The sequence below is a fragment of the Luteolibacter sp. Populi genome (genome assembly GCF_040801775.1).
GTDB lineage: Bacteria > Verrucomicrobiota > Verrucomicrobiia > Verrucomicrobiales > Akkermansiaceae > Haloferula.
This window is the reverse complement of the sequence record NZ_CP161812.1, coordinates 5919864-5934497: the sequence shown is the minus strand read 5'-3', so window position 1 is coordinate 5934497 and position 14634 is coordinate 5919864. Positions and strand designations below refer to the sequence as shown.

The following is a 14634-nucleotide window of genomic DNA, read 5'->3' as shown; positions in this document are numbered from 1 at the left end:
TCGTGCTCTGGTTCGGAATTCCCCTGCTCCTCCTTGTAGTTGGCCTCGGCGCGCTGGTGGGGAAATCCAATCATGACCAAGCGGAAGCCGTCCGGAGGGCGCGTGCCATTCCCATGACCGAGCGTCAGGAAATCCTCCGCGCCTGCGTGAAATACGCGCGCGGGATCAAGCCGGAGCAATTCGAGCGGGTCTTCGGACAGTACCAGTGGAACCTGCCGATCCCCCCGGAGTTCCAGAAACTCGCCCCGATGCGGGTGAACATCTACCCCGAAAAGGCCAACATCAAACTCCAGCAATTCTATGATTCCGGTGCCGGGATCTCTTGCTCGAATTTAGACAAGCCGAACGCATCCGCCACCCTCCACTGGGGCGAAATGGGCGGGCAGGAACCTTGGGCGGCCTTGGAGAGCGCGGAATAAGCGCTCGGATCCTCCCTTCTTGCCCTCAGCGTACAGAAAGAAGCCCGACCGGTATTCCTTAGGAAAAACCCAAAAACCTAAAGAACCACCGGCCGGGCCACCTGCCGGGAGCGAGCTCCTGACAAGATCTGTTGATAAGTTAGCGGGCCGTTCCCCGCAGTTGCCTTACACCTGAATAACGCCGCTGACGGGGTTTTTGTTTCAGATTTCGCGTCTTTTTTTCAGCAGCCTTTGGTGACGCTTTCGCCCAGGCCCCGTGCGGGGGGGGCGGCGCAGCGGCTCCGGCTTCCGATATCGAACTGCCTTTCAAGGAGATATACCGGAGTAACCTAAAGCTCATCAGCCCCCTGCATCTCCAGTTCATCTGAACTGCTTTGGAAGTTCTCCGTCAGCAGCCGCATGGAAATCGGAGGGGCTTTCGTAGTCCGCGAAATCGCCGCCATCTGTAGGGTTGCCCCTGCTTCGATTCGGCCTCTAGCCTTTCCCTATTCATGAAAGCACCCCTGCTCGGCCTGACACTCTGCCTGATCGCATGCTCGTGCCCTGCCGCGGAGCCGGTCCTCAAGCTCGACCTCGGAAACGGCGTCGGCCTGGACCTCGTCCTGATCCCCGCCGGCGGCTATGTCCAAGGTTCGCCCGCCGATGAAGCCGGTCGGGCCAGCGACGAGACCCAGCGGATCGCGCGGATCAGCCACGACTTCTACATCGGCCGCAGCGCCGTGACCCGGGCGCAGTGGGAGCGCTTCATCGCGGAGACACGCTACAAGACCGAGTCTGAAGTCGGCAGCAGCGGCGGCTACGGCTGGAATGGCAGAGCGCTTGAACAGCGCAAGGACTTCACCTGGAAGAACCCCGGCTTCCCTCAAACGCCGGACCACCCGGTCTCCCTGCTGACCTTCCCCGATGCCCAGGCCTTCTGCGCCTGGCTGGAGAAGAAAACCGGCCGCAAGGTCACGCTGCCGACCGAGGCCCAGTGGGAATACGCCTGCCGCGCCGGGACCACCGGCCCATGGCATGGCGAGGACGCCTACATCACCGGCTGGCACAAGGAGAACGCCGGCGATGGCACCCGCCCCGTCGGCTCGAAACCGCCCAATCCCTGGGGCCTCTTTATCGCCGGCAATGTCTCGGAGTGGTGCCTCGATTGGTACGGCCCCTACCCCGAAGGCCCGGCGACCGATCCGCTCCAGCAGAATCCCAATCTAAGCGACAAGCCTCGCCGGGTGCTGCGCGGCGGTTCGTGGCTGCGTGGCGTGAGCAATACCCGCAGCGCCGCCCGCTACCGCGCCGATCCCCGCAGCCGGAATGCGGATACCGGCTTCCGCATCGTCTGCGGCTTGGAAGCGGCCCAGGTTGCCCAGGTCACACCGCCGGTGGAAGTCGAGTCTTCCGGACGGATGGGGCAAGACCCGCCGCCCGCGGACAATCCGCCACCATCGCGCCAAACCCCGGCATTCCCCGAGTCCGGCGGCTCGACGGGTGTGGCCTTGGTCAAGGGACTCGCCTGCATCCTCATTCCCTTCGCGATCATCTTCACGCTCATCCGCCGGGCCCTGCGCAGGAAGCAGGACCAAGCGCCGCCACCACCGCCTTCCGACAGTTTCCTGCGCCGCACTCCCGGAGGCTCGGTGGTCCGCAAGGTGGACGATGGCTTCTGGGTCCACGGCGATTGGCCGGAGGGCACGCCGCTCACGCTCCGCTACGTGGTCGCCGGAGTGGCGCTGGTGCAGGAAATCCTCTACCGCCCGGGTAGCGGCGGGCAATTCGTCTACACCGGCAATACCCCGGACACCATCAGCGTCTTGGCCGGCAGCGATCCCACAAACACCACCGAACCCGGCCTCTTCACCGGCCCCTCGATCACCCAAGGGCGTGATCGCGATGACGACAACGACCGCCCCAGCCGCCCGCCGACCTCCCCGTCCGCTTACTAGATAGAGCGTCATGTCGTTTCAATATCCGATGCCCCCCGATGGCGGCGCAGCCGCTTTGGAGTGCGGCGGGCATCGCCGCTTTGGTGCGGGTCACCCCGGAAGTCGTTGCATGGAATCCACTCCTTCGTCGACCCCCGCCTGTCGGCTAAAAGCGCCGCCCGCTCCGACCCTACTCGCGCACGCTACCTTGAATCGTAACATGGATCGTTCGAGATCGAGGGTTAAGGGAGCATTGGACAGGTGGATTCGACACGGCGCTCTCCGGCCCGACTCGCCCGAAAGCGGCGATGCTCGCCGCACTCCAAAGCGGCTGCGCCGCCCTCCGGTATCACCTTCATCGTTCTAAAGCCCCGTGTCCCGCTCCCGGTCCATCTCTGACATCTCCCCGTCTCCGGAAAGCGGGACAGGCCAGCACCTCGCCTTCCTCTTCGCCGGCGATCCGCGCAAGCCTTGGCTCGTAGCACGCAGCCAGCGGAGCCTCGCCGCAGCAGGAATCGCCCCCAGCGAAACAAAGCAGCCGGACGGCCCCTGCCTTCTCATCCAATCCGGGCAAGTACTACGCGCACCGGACTTCTTCAAGCGGCCCCCATCCCTGCCGGGAAAGGACCTCGTCGCCATCGGCCTGCCGCCCGCCGGGGCATGGGCGGAATTCCACGCCCGGCACGGCGGCGATTACTCCGGCGAACTCCCGCCTCCCCTCTGCGAATGGCACTCTTCCCCCGCCACCGCCGCCAGCCGCTTGAGAGGCGAGCCGCTGCCTGCAGGCACCCGCGTGGTCCACTGGCCCGCTCTCGACCTCGCGGCGACCGATGAACGGCTCTCGGTCTACCAGATCGTCACCAGCCTCCAGCACGGCGGAGCGGAGAAGATCGCCCGCGATCTCGCGGACGCCTTGCCCGGCCACGGCATCGCCGCCCGCTTGGTCGTCCTCGGCAAGCCGCACCGCCGCGCGCTCGCCGCTCCCGCCGGATTCCTCGATCTCTCGCAGCACTCGCGCCACGAGCGGGCCGGCATCCTTGCCAAGATCGCCATCGCCCAAGGCGCGGATGTCCTGCACGTTCACCTCACCGATGCCGATGAGACCCGCGCCCTCGCGAAGTCCGGCATCCCCGTGATCGCCACCGTTCACAACTCCAGTCACGGCTGGCCCCGCGCCTGGGAAACGCTCCAGAAAGACGACCTCGCCCTGATGCTCGCCTGCTCCCAAGCCGCGGAGACGGAGCTGCGCCAGGCACTGCCCGGCCTACCGGTCCGCACGGTCTGGAATGGCATCAACCCGAACGACTTCCCCGAAACTCCCCTGCCCGCCCCGGGAGCGCGGACTTTAGTCCGCCCGACAGTTCAAGCAGAGACAGCCCCCTTCACCCTCGCCTGCATCGCCAATCCCCGCCCGCAAAAGCGCCTCGAACTCCTCCCCGCGATCATCGCCGCCACCCGCGCCGAACTCGCTTCCCGCGGCATCACCACCCCTCTGCGCCTCATCATCGCAGGCGAAACCTCTCCCCTCCTCGAAGAAGCCATCCAAAGCCGCGCCGCCGTCGATCGCGAAGCCGGGAGACACGGCATCGATCTCACCTGGACCGAAGGCGCAATCCCCGTCCGCGAGGTCCTGGCCCAAGCACACGCCCTCATCTCCTGCAGCGCCCATGAAGGCCTCAGCCTCGCCCATCTCGAAGCGCTTTCGTCCGGAAGGCCGGTCGTCGCCTGCGATACCGGCGGCACCCGCGAGCTGGCTTGGAACAACCCGGCGATGACCCTGTTAGACGAAGACGCCCCGCCGGACTACTTCGCAACCGTCCTCGCCGAGGCCCTGCTCTCGCCGCCGCCCTCCGCTCACAAGCTCGTCTGGCGCGACTTCACCACCGACCGCATGGCAGAGCGCGTGGCCCGCTTCGCCCGGCAGGCCGCCTGCCGTCCGGCTGAGCCCGCGACGACCCTCTGGTTCGTAACCAACAACCTCTCCATGGGCGGCGCGCAGTCCTCGCTGCGGCGCTTGGTGAAATCCTTCCACGCCCGCGGCCTGTCCGTGCGGATCGCCCTGCTGCAAGAGTATCCCGAACACCCCACGCCGGGCCGGATCGACCTGTTAGAGCACGGCATTGAAGTCTTCGTCCCGCCGCCCGCCGGACTGATCACGGCGCAGGAAGCCATCGACCTCATCCTCGCGGAGATGGCCGCCGCAGCACCCGCCGCGGTGGTTTTCTGGAATGCCATCACCACCCACAAGCTGCTGCTGGCGGACGCGCTGCCCTTCACCAAGGTCCACGACATCTCCCCCGGCGAGATGTGGTTCAGCGCCTTCGAGCGCAGCATGGAAAACCCGCCGCCCGGCCTGCCCTGCCGCGTGCCCGCCGACTACGGGCGGCTGCTGGAAAGCTTCACCGTGAAATACGCCGCGGAGGCCGAGCGCGCGGCAGCCATCGGCGCACCGGTGAAGATCATCCCGAATGGCGTGATCCTGCCCGCTGAGCCGCGGCGTCGTCCGGCGGTGACAGGAGCCTTCGTCTTCGGCACCGCCGCCCGCATCAGCCCGCAGAAGCGCCTGGACGAATTGATCGCCGCCTTCCGCCTCGCCCTCCCGGACTTGCCCGATGCGGTGCTCAAGATCGCCGGTGGCGTCGAGACCGGCGCGGAGGACTGCGCCGCCGAACTCCGCGAACTCTCCCGAGATCTGCCCGTCGAGTGGCTCGGCGAAACGCAGGACATCGGCAGCTTCCACGCCGCTTGCGATGTCTTCGTGATGATCTCCGATCCCGCCGGCTGCCCGAATGCCTCGCTCGAAGCCCTCGCCTCCGGCCTGCCCGTGATCGCCACCGATGTCGGCGGCGCTTCCGAACAAGTCATCGACGGCCTGAACGGCTACCTCGTCCCCAAGCGCGACATCCCCGCCCTCGCCACCGCGATGATCGAGATCGCACGCGACGCCGCTCGTCGCGATGCCATGAGCGAAGCCGCCCGCGAGCACATCCGCCGCCATTTCCTGCTGGAACGCATGACCGACGACTACCTCCGCCTCTTCCTGCCCGATGAACCCTGACCCCGCAAGCGTGCTGGTCACCGGTGGCTCCGGCTTCATCGGTCGCCACGTCGTGCAGCAACTCGCCGCCGCCGGCCATGCCGTGGCCGCCCTCGATCTGCGCCCGCCACCCGAGCCGCATCCGCCGGGCGTGAGCACCATCGATTGCGATCTCCGTCGCGGTGAACTGCCGGATGAAAGCTTCGACCATATCGTCCATCTCGCGGCGCTCGGCGGTGTGCGTCCTTCCATGGAGCGTCCGTTCGATTATCTCGACACGAACCTCGGCGCGACCATCAGCCTGTTAGAACACGCCCGGAAGCGCGGCCTGCGTCGCTTCATCTTCGCCTCCTCTTCCAGCGTCTACGGCCCCACCGATGGCACACCGAGCTCCGAGGAAGATCCCCTATCCCCTTGCAGTCCCTACGCCCTCACCAAGCTCCAGGGCGAGCAATGGGGCAGGATATTCGCGGAGAAGCACGGCATCGACTTCATCGCCCTACGTCTCTTCGCCGTCTGGGGTCCCGGCCAGCGGCCCGACCTCGCCCTCGAGTCCTTCCGCCGCAAGATCCTCGCCGGTGAAACGATCACCATCCACGGCGACGGCAGCCAGCGCCGCGACCTCACGCACGTTTCGGATGTCGCACGGGCCGTCGAAGCAGCCCTCGCTTGGTCCGGCCACGGCTTCGAGGTCTTCAACATCGGCACCGGCACGAATCACTCCGTGAACGACATGCTCCGCGCCGCCGAGGCATGGACCGGCATCACGGCAAAGGTCCACTACGGACCCGCCCACCCTGCGGACGTACCGGGAACGCTCGCCGATGCACGCAAGGCGGAGAGCGTCTTGGGATGGCATCCGCTCACTCGATTCCCCTGACCGTGCGATTAAGGCGTCCGGAAATCATCAATCACCAATCTTCCAATCATCAATCGAAGTGGCGCTGCGCGAAGAAATAGGCGCTGCCGCGTAAGGAGCATGTGCCGTAAGGAGCAGCGACCTTATTGTCGCTGGCGCCGGTAGGGAAGCAGGACTGGCGGCAGGACCGGTGTCAGGGACAATAAGGTCCCTGCCCCTTGGCGGCGCGGCAGCGCCTCATTCAGGCCCTCTTCCCGCGCAGCGGCAGACCGATTGATGATTGGAAGATTGGTGATTGAAGATTTCTTCAAACTACCGCCTCCGCCACCCGCATCCCGTCCAGCGCCGCACTCACGATCCCTCCCGCATAGCCCGCACCCTCACCACATGGGAAAAGCCCCTTCATCCCCGGATGCTCCAAAGTATCATCCCGCCGCGGGATCCGCACCGGCGAACTGGTCCGCGTCTCAAAGCCTAACAGAAGCGCTTCCTTCCCCGCATACCCGCGGATCTTCCGGTCGAACAACTTCAGCCCCGCCCGCATGCGATCCACGATTCCCCGCGGCATAATCTCGTGCAGCGGCGCGGGATTACCTCCGGGAAAGTAACTCATCGCGGGGAGATCCGCCGAGATCCTGCCTGCCAGAAAGTCCGTCACGCGCTGGCCCGGCGCCACCTGCCCGCCGCCGCCGGCCTGCTTCGCTGCCACTTCCAAAGCCTTCTGATAGCCGATCCCCGAGAGCACGCCGTGTTCCGCGGCGAAGGAGTCCGTATCCTCCGGCTCGACCGTGACCACGAGGCCGGAGTTCGCGAAGGGCGAGTCGCGCCGCGCCAGGCTCATGCCGTTCACCACCACCTCGTCGTTCTCCGTCGAGGCCGGCACGATGAAGCCGCCCGGGCACATGCAGAAGGAATGCACGCCGCGGTCGTCGATCTTGGTCGCCACCGCATAGCGCGCCGCGGGCAGCAGGTCGTGCCGCGGCTCGTCCTTGCGCAGATGATACTGCTCCGCATCGATGAAGGGCTGCGGGTGCTCGATCCGCACGCCGACCGCGAACGGCTTGCGCTCTAACAGCACCTCCTTCGCAGCGAGCAAGCGGTAGATGTCCCGCGCGCTGTGCCCCGTCGCCAGGATCACCGCATCGCCAATAATCTCCGCACCATCCGCCGTCACCACGCCGAGGAGGGTCCCGCCGCTGGTGATCAGATCCACCACCTTGGTCTGGAAGCGCACCTCGCCGCCCCCTTCCAGGATCGAAGCCCGCATCGCCTTCACCACGTTCGGCAGCAGGTTCGAGCCGATGTGCGGGTGCGCGTCCGTCATGATTTGTGGCGGCGCGCCGTGGGCCACCAGGATCTCGTAGACCCGCGCCACCGGGCCGCGCTTGGTCGCGCGGGTGTAGAGCTTGCCATCGGAAAAGGTGCCCGCACCGCCCTCGCCGAAGCAGTAGTTCGAGTCCTCGATCACCGTGCCCTGCCGCAGGATCGGCGCGAGGTCGAAGCGCCGTGCGGACGCATCCTTGCCGCGCTCCAGCACCACCGGCTTCAGACCCAGCTCCAGGCACCGCAGCGCCGCGAACATCCCCGCCGGCCCGCAGCCGACGATCACGATCGTCTTCGCATTCGCAGGGAGCGGCGGCGCGGACCAGACCGGCGCGACTTCCTGCGGGAAGACTTCATCGACCGCCACCTCCAGGCGCAGCTGCACCTTCACCGCCCGCTGCCGGGCATCCAGCGAATGCTTCAGGAGACGCACCCCGTTCACCCGCGAGGGCGGCAGGCCGAGCTGCTTTGCCGCTGCAGCCAGCCACGCCGCTTCATCCTCGGAAGCTTCGAGCGGCAGGATCAGGTCGAGCGTGTGAATCATCCTCCGCGCGTCATCGCAGGAGCCGGGGCGACGGGCAAGCTTCAGGTAGTCCGGAAAAAAGGTGGTCCGCAAAGTCCCCTGTGCGGACCACCTTTTGCAAGCCATCCTCCCTCCGCCCCGTAGCTTCAAGATGACCCGCCCGCTGCTCCTCGCGCTCGCCCTGCTTTCCCCCGCGCTGGCGGAAGACAGCCCCTGGGGCATCGCACTGGGCGCGGAGTGGTCCGGCGATTACCCGAAGTTCAATCCCCTCCTCCACGAGGCCGGCGTCACCTGGGTCCGCTACTTTCCGGAATGGCACTCGATGCAGCCCGCGCGCGGCGAGTGGTCCTTCGACCGCGCCGATGCCTCCCTCGCCTCCGCCAAGGCCCACCAGATCCGCATCGCGGGCGGCCTCTGGTATGCCGCGCCCTGGGCCACCAGCGACGGCAGCACCCGCAAGGTCCCGCTCAAGGACATCCAGGACTGGCGCGACTACGTGAAGGGCATGGTCACCCGCTACGGCAAGGACGTGCCCTGGTGGGAAGTCTGGAACGAATTCAACGGCTCCTTCTCCGAAGGCGGCACGCCCGCGATCTACGCCGAACTGGTCCGCGAGGCCTACAAGACCGCCAAGGCCGTGAACCCGGACGTGAAGGTCGGCCTCAGCGTGGCGAACTTCGATACCGGCTTCCTCGACGCTACGATCAAGGCCGGTGCCGCGGGGCACTTCAACTACGTCTGCGTCCACCCCTACGAGAACCTCGGCGCGCTGGCGGAGGGCGGCGGCGAGCGCGGCTTCCTGAGCATGGCGGGCAGCCTGCGGCAGATGCTGGCGGCGAATGGCCAGAAGCAGGACACGCCACTCTGGATCACCGAGTTCGGCGTGCAATCGACCATCGCCCCGGACGACGCCGCCGACCGCAAGCAGGCCGACATGTTCACCAAGGGCTACGTCCTCGCGCTCGCGCAGGGCTTCGACAAGATCTTCTGGTTCGAGGCCCGCGGCCCCGCCTACGGGAAGGGCACCGACCACGGCATCCTGCGCCAGGACTGGAGCAAGCGCCCGGTCTACGAAGCTTACCGTACCTTGACCACGGAACTCGGCGCGGAGCCGGGCTACACCGGCTGGGTCGATCTGGACGGTGCCTTCGGCTTCGTCTTCGGCGAGAAGCTGGTGACCTGGGCTCCGGCGGGCACTCCCAAGTTTTCCCTCGCGACCGCCGCCCTGATCGCGCAGGCGAAGGAGAATGCTTCCAAGCCCTTCCCTTGGGGCACGGACTTCGCGAAGGCCGCCGCCATCTCCTGCAAGCTCGGCGCGACCAACGGCAACGAGGGCATCGAGCAGAAGAGCCCGGAGACCACCGCCGTGGTCAACGACCTCACCTCGACCTGCCGCCGTGCCAAGGTGAAGGAGGGCGGCGAGGGAGTGTATGCCTACTTCCGCGTGGACCCGAGCTTCGTGCCCTTCCCCACCAAGGAGCTGGAGATCACCGTCGTGGCCAAGCGCCTGCCCACCGGCGAATCCGCGGGCATGAACCTGACCTACGAGTCCCTGAACGGCTACAAGGGCAGCGGCGAGTGGTGGACGATTCCCGAGGGCAAGGACTGGTCCGAGCACACTTGGAAGGTGAAGGACGCCAACTTCGCCGGCGGCTGGGGCTGGAACTTCCGCACCGACGCCGCGGGCTCCGGTGCCGATTTCCTGATCCGGGAAGTGCGGGTGAAGAAGTGAGCGATTATTCGCGGCTGGCAGTAGAAGGCCCCCGCCCGGTGTGGCTAAAATCCGGGGATCCCCCGGAGCTACTTTACTTTCCTTCCGGTATGAAGCCCTTCATACCGGAAGGAAAGTAAAGTAGCCGGAGGGATCCCCGCCGCCGGATGAACTCACTCCACTTTCACGCGACCGAAACGATGCGGATACGGGCCGCCCTCGTCTTCCCAGATCACGTATTCGAAGTCCTCGTCGAAGTCGATGAGCCCGACCTGATGCCCGACCGCTTCCCAGGCACCCGGGAGGTCGCCGAATTGGACGGTGTAGCTGATTCCCGGGGCGCGGTCGGCCTTGCGGCGCATGAAGCCGATCCGCATCAGGCCGCTTTCCGTCCATCCCACCAGGGCGGGCAGCCCGGTCGTCCCGGCGCTCTGCACCACGTTCCGATACGGATCGTTCCGGGTCATGTTGAAGGCGTAGCGGAACAGGTTCGAAACACCCGTGCCGTTCTCCTCCAGGTCCGCGGCAGCCCCGGAAGCGGTGACGGTGGCGTAGCGAGGCGATCTGGAAGTCGGAGGGGGGATCGGCAAGTGGGTGAGGTTCCCCGCGGAAGGGGAAGCCGCCGTCACCTCCCAATTGCCCGTGCCGGTGATCGTTTGCAGCGGAACGCCTTGTAACTGCGGAACACTCATTCCGGAATTGCTCAATTCCGCCTCATTGTTATAACGGGCTTGTGAGATTTCTCCTCCCCTGGGTTTTCATCCTGTCCTCGACCGGTAGTTTCGCGCAGGCCCCGACTGCGCTGGATGACATGAATACGACCGAAGCTATCCAGCGTCGGATCGATGATACTACCAAGGCATTTCGAGAGGGAAAGATTCAGGAAGAGGAGATGAAGAAGGTTCTCGCCGAAGCAGATGAAGCTTTGAAAGAACTCGACGACAAAGACCCCGCTGCGAAACCGATAGAGTTCGAATCCTTGGAGACGCTCGACGGCAAAAGCTACAAGTCGGTCAAGGTCACCAAGGTCGATGCCGCCACCATCTCGATCAGGCATGAATCGGGCACGGCGAAGATCCCCTTCGAGAAGCTGTCCGAGGAGATGAGGACGCGCTTCGCCTACGATCCAGAGGCTGCAGCGGAACAGCGCCGCAAGGCGGTAGAAGAAGCACGCCGCCTCATGGAAACGAGAAAGCAGGCAGCCGAGGAGAAGGCTGCCGAAGCCCGTCAAGCTGCGGTGGAATCCCTGGAGACGCAGGCTGCACGACTCCGTGAGCGGGAAGCGGAACTCGCGCGCAAGGAAGCCGAACTGATTGAAAAGGAGGCTTCCCTGCCACAACCCGATGTAAAGGAGCCGCTGGACGAACGAATCATCCGCAAGGCTCCCGAAGGAGGCGTGACCTATCCCTTGCCGATAAAAATGGCAGGACTTTCGTTCTCGGCGACTCATGGCCGAAAGTTCGTGATCCCCCTACGCCTCAGCCACCGTGACAACCTCCAGATTCGTATCCGTCACGGCTTCGACAACTCCAAGGACGGCGGCATGAAATGGGAACTCCGCAAGGCGTTGGACGGAAAGAAACTCGATGCCGGATTTGCCGATGAAGAAGGAGACTACACTGTCACCGTCCGAAACATTCCCGTCCGGGATATCGAATTGGTTCTAACAGACGATGATACCAGTTTCACCGGGAGGGACCCTGGCAATGGCTTCAAGCTGTCTGTGAGCGAATCGGATTGAGCCGACCACTTGCCATCGCGCCGGGTCGAGGACGGGCGGCCTATGAAAGATGTGTGCAGGCTTGGCGATCCCTGCATTCCCGTGCATTAAGAAGCCCGAAACCCACGATAGAATCCTTTCATCTCCCATGAAAACACCGGTCCGCCTGCTCCTCGCCGCCCTGGCCTTGATAACCCTCCCCGCTGCCCACGCGAAGGACGATGAAGCCGACAAGGCCCTCGGCGATGCCCGAGCCTTCACCGACTCCGGCGAATACGCCAAGGCCCTCGAACGCCACGAGTGGTATCACAAGAACGCTCTCCGGATCAATCGGGCCCAATACGGCGTCCGCCTCTCCTTCGCCCTCAGCGACTGGAAGGACCTCGCCGACAAATATCCGCCGGCCCTCGCCTCGCTGAAGGCGATCCGCGACGCCGACGTCAAGGAACTCGAAGCCGGCACGGGCAAGCCTGAAACCTTCCACAACGTGGTCTCCATCAACGAGAAACTTGGCGAAGAAGCCGCCAGCGTCGCCCTCTTCAAATCGCTCGACGCCAAGCAACCCGCCCTCGCCAAGAAGTGCTTCTCCCGCGCCGACAAGACCCTCCTCAACCAAGGTGAAGTCGAACTCTTCACCAAATACGGCGGTGGCTTCGTCAGCTACCTCGAAGGTGAAATCGCCAACCACGAACACGTGGTGGCGATGATGAAATCCACCGCCGTCCCCATGTCGGCGCGCTCGATCAAGAACAGCGACGAGCGCCTGGTCGCAACCACCCTCGAGCTCGTCGCGCTCGCCACCAAACAAGGCGACGCTACTACTGTCACAAAGCTCAAGACCCTGGCTTTTAAAAGCGTGCCCGATCCCCGGATCAAGCCCTGATCGGAACGGCGCGCATTTCCCCTCTGGAAGGTCCGGCGGGTAGCGTGGAGGGAAAAAGACTCTACCGCCGGGAGCGGGGAGGGTCTGTTAGGCTTGTGCTGCCAGCTAGGATGCAGCGGGAAACGCGGCTACGGTTGCGGCCGGACGAAGAGGTGGATTCGAGACGGCGATTTTCCAAGTGGTCCCGCAGGAAAGCGGCGATGCCCGCCGCACTCCAAAGCGGCTGCGCCGCAAAGGGGGTACATCGATGGGCAGTGGAGCTTTCTGGAAGGGTTTGAGCAGCCCTGACGGAGCGCCATATCAATCAGCTCCTGAGGGGTCTTTTCCGCCCCGCGTCATCCACGCTCACGTACGTGACCCGCGTGGCGAAGATCGAAGGGGCGGTGGGATTCCTGCGGTCGAAGACCTCCACCTTGTAGCCGACGGAGGTCCGGCCCTCGTGTTCGCGCTCGCAGCGGATGTTCAGGATCGTCCCCTGCCGCACCGAGTGGCGGAACTCCACCTTGTCCATGCCGATGGTCACGAACTGGCAATGCGGGTAGTCGATCGAGGCGGCGATCCAGCAGGCTTCGTCCACCCAAGCCAAGAGGCGCCCCCCGAAGAGGAAGCCGAAGTGGTTCAGGTCCTCCGGCAGGACGAGGCGGTGCGTTTCCATAGACAGCGCGGAGCAAAGAGCATGGAGCCAAGAGTTCGAGTTCAAACTCCCGGCTCTTTGCTCCGGGCTCTTTGCTCCGGGCTCCTCCCTACCTCCGGCGGCGGCGCTTCTCGGTATTGAACGTCGCGTCGAGCGACCACTGTCCGCCGCCGGTGATGATCAGGACGAAGCAGACGAGCAAGTAGAGGACCGCGGGTTCCTTGGCACCCGGGGCGGGCACGAACCAATCCGAATGGGCACCCACTTGGAAAGCCGCCACGCACATGGCGAAGCCGAGGACGAAGGCGGCAGGCCGCGTGGCCAGGCCGAGGATGAGCAGGGCCGCGGCGAAGAACTCGGCACCGATGGTCGCCATCAGGCTCATCGGCATGGTCATCTTGCTCAGCGGCCAGATGCCGGGGGCGACGGTCCACTTCGCGAGTGTCGCCCCGTAATTCTGCCATTTCGCGAGACCGTGGCCGATGAGCATCATCAGGCCGAAGCCCGTGCGCATGACCAACAGGCCCGTGGAGGCCAGCGGGTCGCGCGTGCCGCAATCAAAGAAAAAGCGTTTCATTCAGTGGCTTCCGGCTGGCTTTCGGCACCGCCCGTGCCGCGTGGCCGGATGATGATCCGCTTCAGGCGGTCGTCGCCGCCGGGCGACACGCTCTCCACATCGGTGTCATCGACCAGCACATTGTGGACGAGGCGGCGGTAATAGGCATTCAGGGGCCGCATCTTGAAGGGCTTGCCGCTGGCCTTGACCGCATCCGCCGCGCCGCGCACTTCCGCGTTCAGCTTGTCCTCCTGAATCGCCCGGTAGTGCTCGCAATCAATGCGGACGCGCACCGCCTTCGGGAAGTGCTTCTTGAGCACGCGATTGACCAGATACTGGAGGTCGTCCAGACGCTCGCCGTCCTTGCCGATCAACAGCTCGGGACGCGGGGCGTGGATTTGCAGGCACGGCTCTTCCTCGTCCTCGTGGATCTCGATTTCCACGTGGAAACCGAGGTGGCCGAGCATCGTGTCGAGTATCTTTTTGGCAGCCCCGACGGGTGTCATGGCTGCTATCTAACGACTCAATGGCCTTGTGGTCAATGTCGGCGCTCAATTTGCACACCAAGCCTCGCCCACGCGCGCCGCGATGGCCGACAGGCGGGCTTTTTCATCATGGGTGAAATCATGAGGCGCGTGCATACCTACGCCCAAAGTGCCGAGAACTTTCAGGCCGTCCGGCGCGAAGACCGGGACCGCCAGGGACCCGGAAACCTGCGTCTGGCGGGCATCCGGAAGGGCAACCCCGCCGAGATTCTCCTGGAGGTTGCACAGCTCGACCGGTTCGCGGCGCTCGGCGGCAACCCCGGCGATGCCCTTGCCGAAGGGGATGCGGGCGATCTTCGGAAGGAGGAATTCCGGGACGCCGACCTGCGCGACGAGGTCGAGGAACTCCCCGTCGGCCTTGTGGAGGGTGCCGGTCTGGCAATTGAAGGCGGTGAGGACTTCCCCCAGCCAAGCGGCGGGATCGGCGGTGGTTTGGAAATCGAGGCTCATGGCCGCCTTTTTCTGCCACCTGTTACAGGAGACAAGAAAATTGGAACTTCCAGAACTCAAC

13 protein-coding genes are annotated in these 14634 nt (G+C 65.0%); 7 read left to right on the top strand and 6 right to left on the bottom strand.

Translation table 11 applies throughout. The features are described from left to right. The first annotated feature begins 2 nt into the window (after positions 1 to 2). The 4 genes from ABWK72_RS24085 to ABWK72_RS24070 all read left to right on the top strand — a co-directional run bounded on the left by ABWK72_RS24085 (position 3) and on the right by ABWK72_RS24070 (position 6249). Positions 3 to 419, top strand: a complete 417-nt coding sequence (locus ABWK72_RS24085) for a hypothetical protein (protein ID WP_367872127.1) — start codon at positions 3 to 5, stop codon at positions 417 to 419. Between the two features lie 491 nt (positions 420 to 910). Next, the gene (locus ABWK72_RS24080; protein WP_367872126.1) at positions 911 to 2353 is read left to right on the top strand and encodes a formylglycine-generating enzyme family protein; all 1443 of its coding nucleotides are present in this window, start codon (positions 911 to 913) and stop codon (positions 2351 to 2353) included. A 352-nt stretch (positions 2354 to 2705) separates the two neighbouring features. Continuing rightward, a complete protein-coding gene (locus tag ABWK72_RS24075) occupies positions 2706 to 5390 on the top strand; it encodes a glycosyltransferase family 4 protein (protein ID WP_367872125.1) in 2685 nt (894 codons plus the stop codon). Then, complete coding sequence (locus tag ABWK72_RS24070; RefSeq protein WP_367872124.1) at positions 5380 to 6249, top strand: NAD-dependent epimerase/dehydratase family protein; 870 nt, start codon at positions 5380 to 5382, stop codon at positions 6247 to 6249. Before ABWK72_RS24075 ends, ABWK72_RS24070 begins: the two co-directional genes overlap by 11 nt. Before the next feature lie 286 nt (positions 6250 to 6535). Here ABWK72_RS24070 and ABWK72_RS24065 read toward each other — a convergent pair whose 3' ends face one another. Continuing rightward, positions 6536 to 8095 (bottom strand): NAD(P)/FAD-dependent oxidoreductase, encoded by a 1560-nt coding sequence (locus ABWK72_RS24065; protein ID WP_367872123.1) that lies wholly within the window; start codon positions 8093 to 8095, stop codon positions 6536 to 6538. A 130-nt stretch (positions 8096 to 8225) separates the two neighbouring features. On the opposite strand from ABWK72_RS24065, the gene ABWK72_RS24060 reads away from it, so the two are divergent. After that, the gene (locus ABWK72_RS24060; protein ID WP_367872122.1) at positions 8226 to 9806 is read left to right on the top strand and encodes an endo-1,4-beta-xylanase; all 1581 of its coding nucleotides are present in this window, start codon (positions 8226 to 8228) and stop codon (positions 9804 to 9806) included. A gap of 152 nt (positions 9807 to 9958) precedes the next feature. On the opposite strand, the gene ABWK72_RS24055 is transcribed toward ABWK72_RS24060, so the two are convergent. After that, the gene (locus ABWK72_RS24055; protein WP_367872121.1) at positions 9959 to 10477 is read right to left on the bottom strand and encodes a hypothetical protein; all 519 of its coding nucleotides are present in this window, start codon (positions 10475 to 10477) and stop codon (positions 9959 to 9961) included. Between the two features lie 119 nt (positions 10478 to 10596). Here ABWK72_RS24055 and ABWK72_RS24050 point away from each other — a divergent pair, with 119 nt between their 5' ends. Continuing rightward, positions 10597 to 11526 (top strand): hypothetical protein, encoded by a 930-nt coding sequence (locus tag ABWK72_RS24050; protein ID WP_367872120.1) that lies wholly within the window; start codon positions 10597 to 10599, stop codon positions 11524 to 11526. A 127-nt stretch (positions 11527 to 11653) separates the two neighbouring features. Beyond that, a complete protein-coding gene (locus ABWK72_RS24045; RefSeq protein ID WP_367872119.1) occupies positions 11654 to 12388 on the top strand; it encodes a hypothetical protein in 735 nt (244 codons plus the stop codon). Positions 12389 to 12692: 304 nt separating this feature from the next. Here ABWK72_RS24045 and ABWK72_RS24040 read toward each other — a convergent pair whose 3' ends face one another. The 4 genes from ABWK72_RS24040 to ABWK72_RS24025 form a co-directional block, all read right to left on the bottom strand. Beyond that, the gene (locus tag ABWK72_RS24040; RefSeq protein ID WP_367872118.1) at positions 12693 to 13043 is read right to left on the bottom strand and encodes an acyl-CoA thioesterase; all 351 of its coding nucleotides are present in this window, start codon (positions 13041 to 13043) and stop codon (positions 12693 to 12695) included. A gap of 88 nt (positions 13044 to 13131) precedes the next feature. Beyond that, positions 13132 to 13599, bottom strand: coding sequence for a DoxX family protein (locus tag ABWK72_RS24035; RefSeq protein WP_367872117.1), 468 nt, complete (start codon positions 13597 to 13599; stop codon positions 13132 to 13134). Then, entirely contained in the window at positions 13596 to 14084 is a 489-nt protein-coding gene (locus ABWK72_RS24030; RefSeq protein ID WP_367872116.1) for a protein jag, read from the bottom strand. The genes ABWK72_RS24035 and ABWK72_RS24030 overlap by 4 nt, the downstream gene beginning before the upstream one ends. Positions 14085 to 14129: 45 nt before the next feature. Beyond that, entirely contained in the window at positions 14130 to 14573 is a 444-nt protein-coding gene (locus ABWK72_RS24025; RefSeq protein ID WP_367872115.1) for a GAF domain-containing protein, read from the bottom strand. Positions 14574 to 14634: the final 61 nt, after the last annotated feature.

Coding starts and splice junctions, on each gene's coding strand:
- ABWK72_RS24065 (WP_367872123.1), bottom strand. CDS start 8,095: ATGATTCACACGCTCGACCTGATCCTGCCGCTCGAAGCTTCCGAGGAT.
- ABWK72_RS24070 (WP_367872124.1), top strand. CDS start 5,380: ATGAACCCTGACCCCGCAAGCGTGCTGGTCACCGGTGGCTCCGGCTTC.
- ABWK72_RS24035 (WP_367872117.1), bottom strand. CDS start 13,599: ATGAAACGCTTTTTCTTTGATTGCGGCACGCGCGACCCGCTGGCCTCC.
- ABWK72_RS24080 (WP_367872126.1), top strand. CDS start 911: ATGAAAGCACCCCTGCTCGGCCTGACACTCTGCCTGATCGCATGCTCG.
- ABWK72_RS24045 (WP_367872119.1), top strand. CDS start 11,654: ATGAAAACACCGGTCCGCCTGCTCCTCGCCGCCCTGGCCTTGATAACC.
- ABWK72_RS24030 (WP_367872116.1), bottom strand. CDS start 14,084: ATGACACCCGTCGGGGCTGCCAAAAAGATACTCGACACGATGCTCGGC.
- ABWK72_RS24025 (WP_367872115.1), bottom strand. CDS start 14,573: ATGAGCCTCGATTTCCAAACCACCGCCGATCCCGCCGCTTGGCTGGGG.
- ABWK72_RS24050 (WP_367872120.1), top strand. CDS start 10,597: ATGAATACGACCGAAGCTATCCAGCGTCGGATCGATGATACTACCAAG.
- ABWK72_RS24040 (WP_367872118.1), bottom strand. CDS start 13,043: ATGGAAACGCACCGCCTCGTCCTGCCGGAGGACCTGAACCACTTCGGC.
- ABWK72_RS24055 (WP_367872121.1), bottom strand. CDS start 10,477: ATGAGTGTTCCGCAGTTACAAGGCGTTCCGCTGCAAACGATCACCGGC.
- ABWK72_RS24060 (WP_367872122.1), top strand. CDS start 8,226: ATGACCCGCCCGCTGCTCCTCGCGCTCGCCCTGCTTTCCCCCGCGCTG.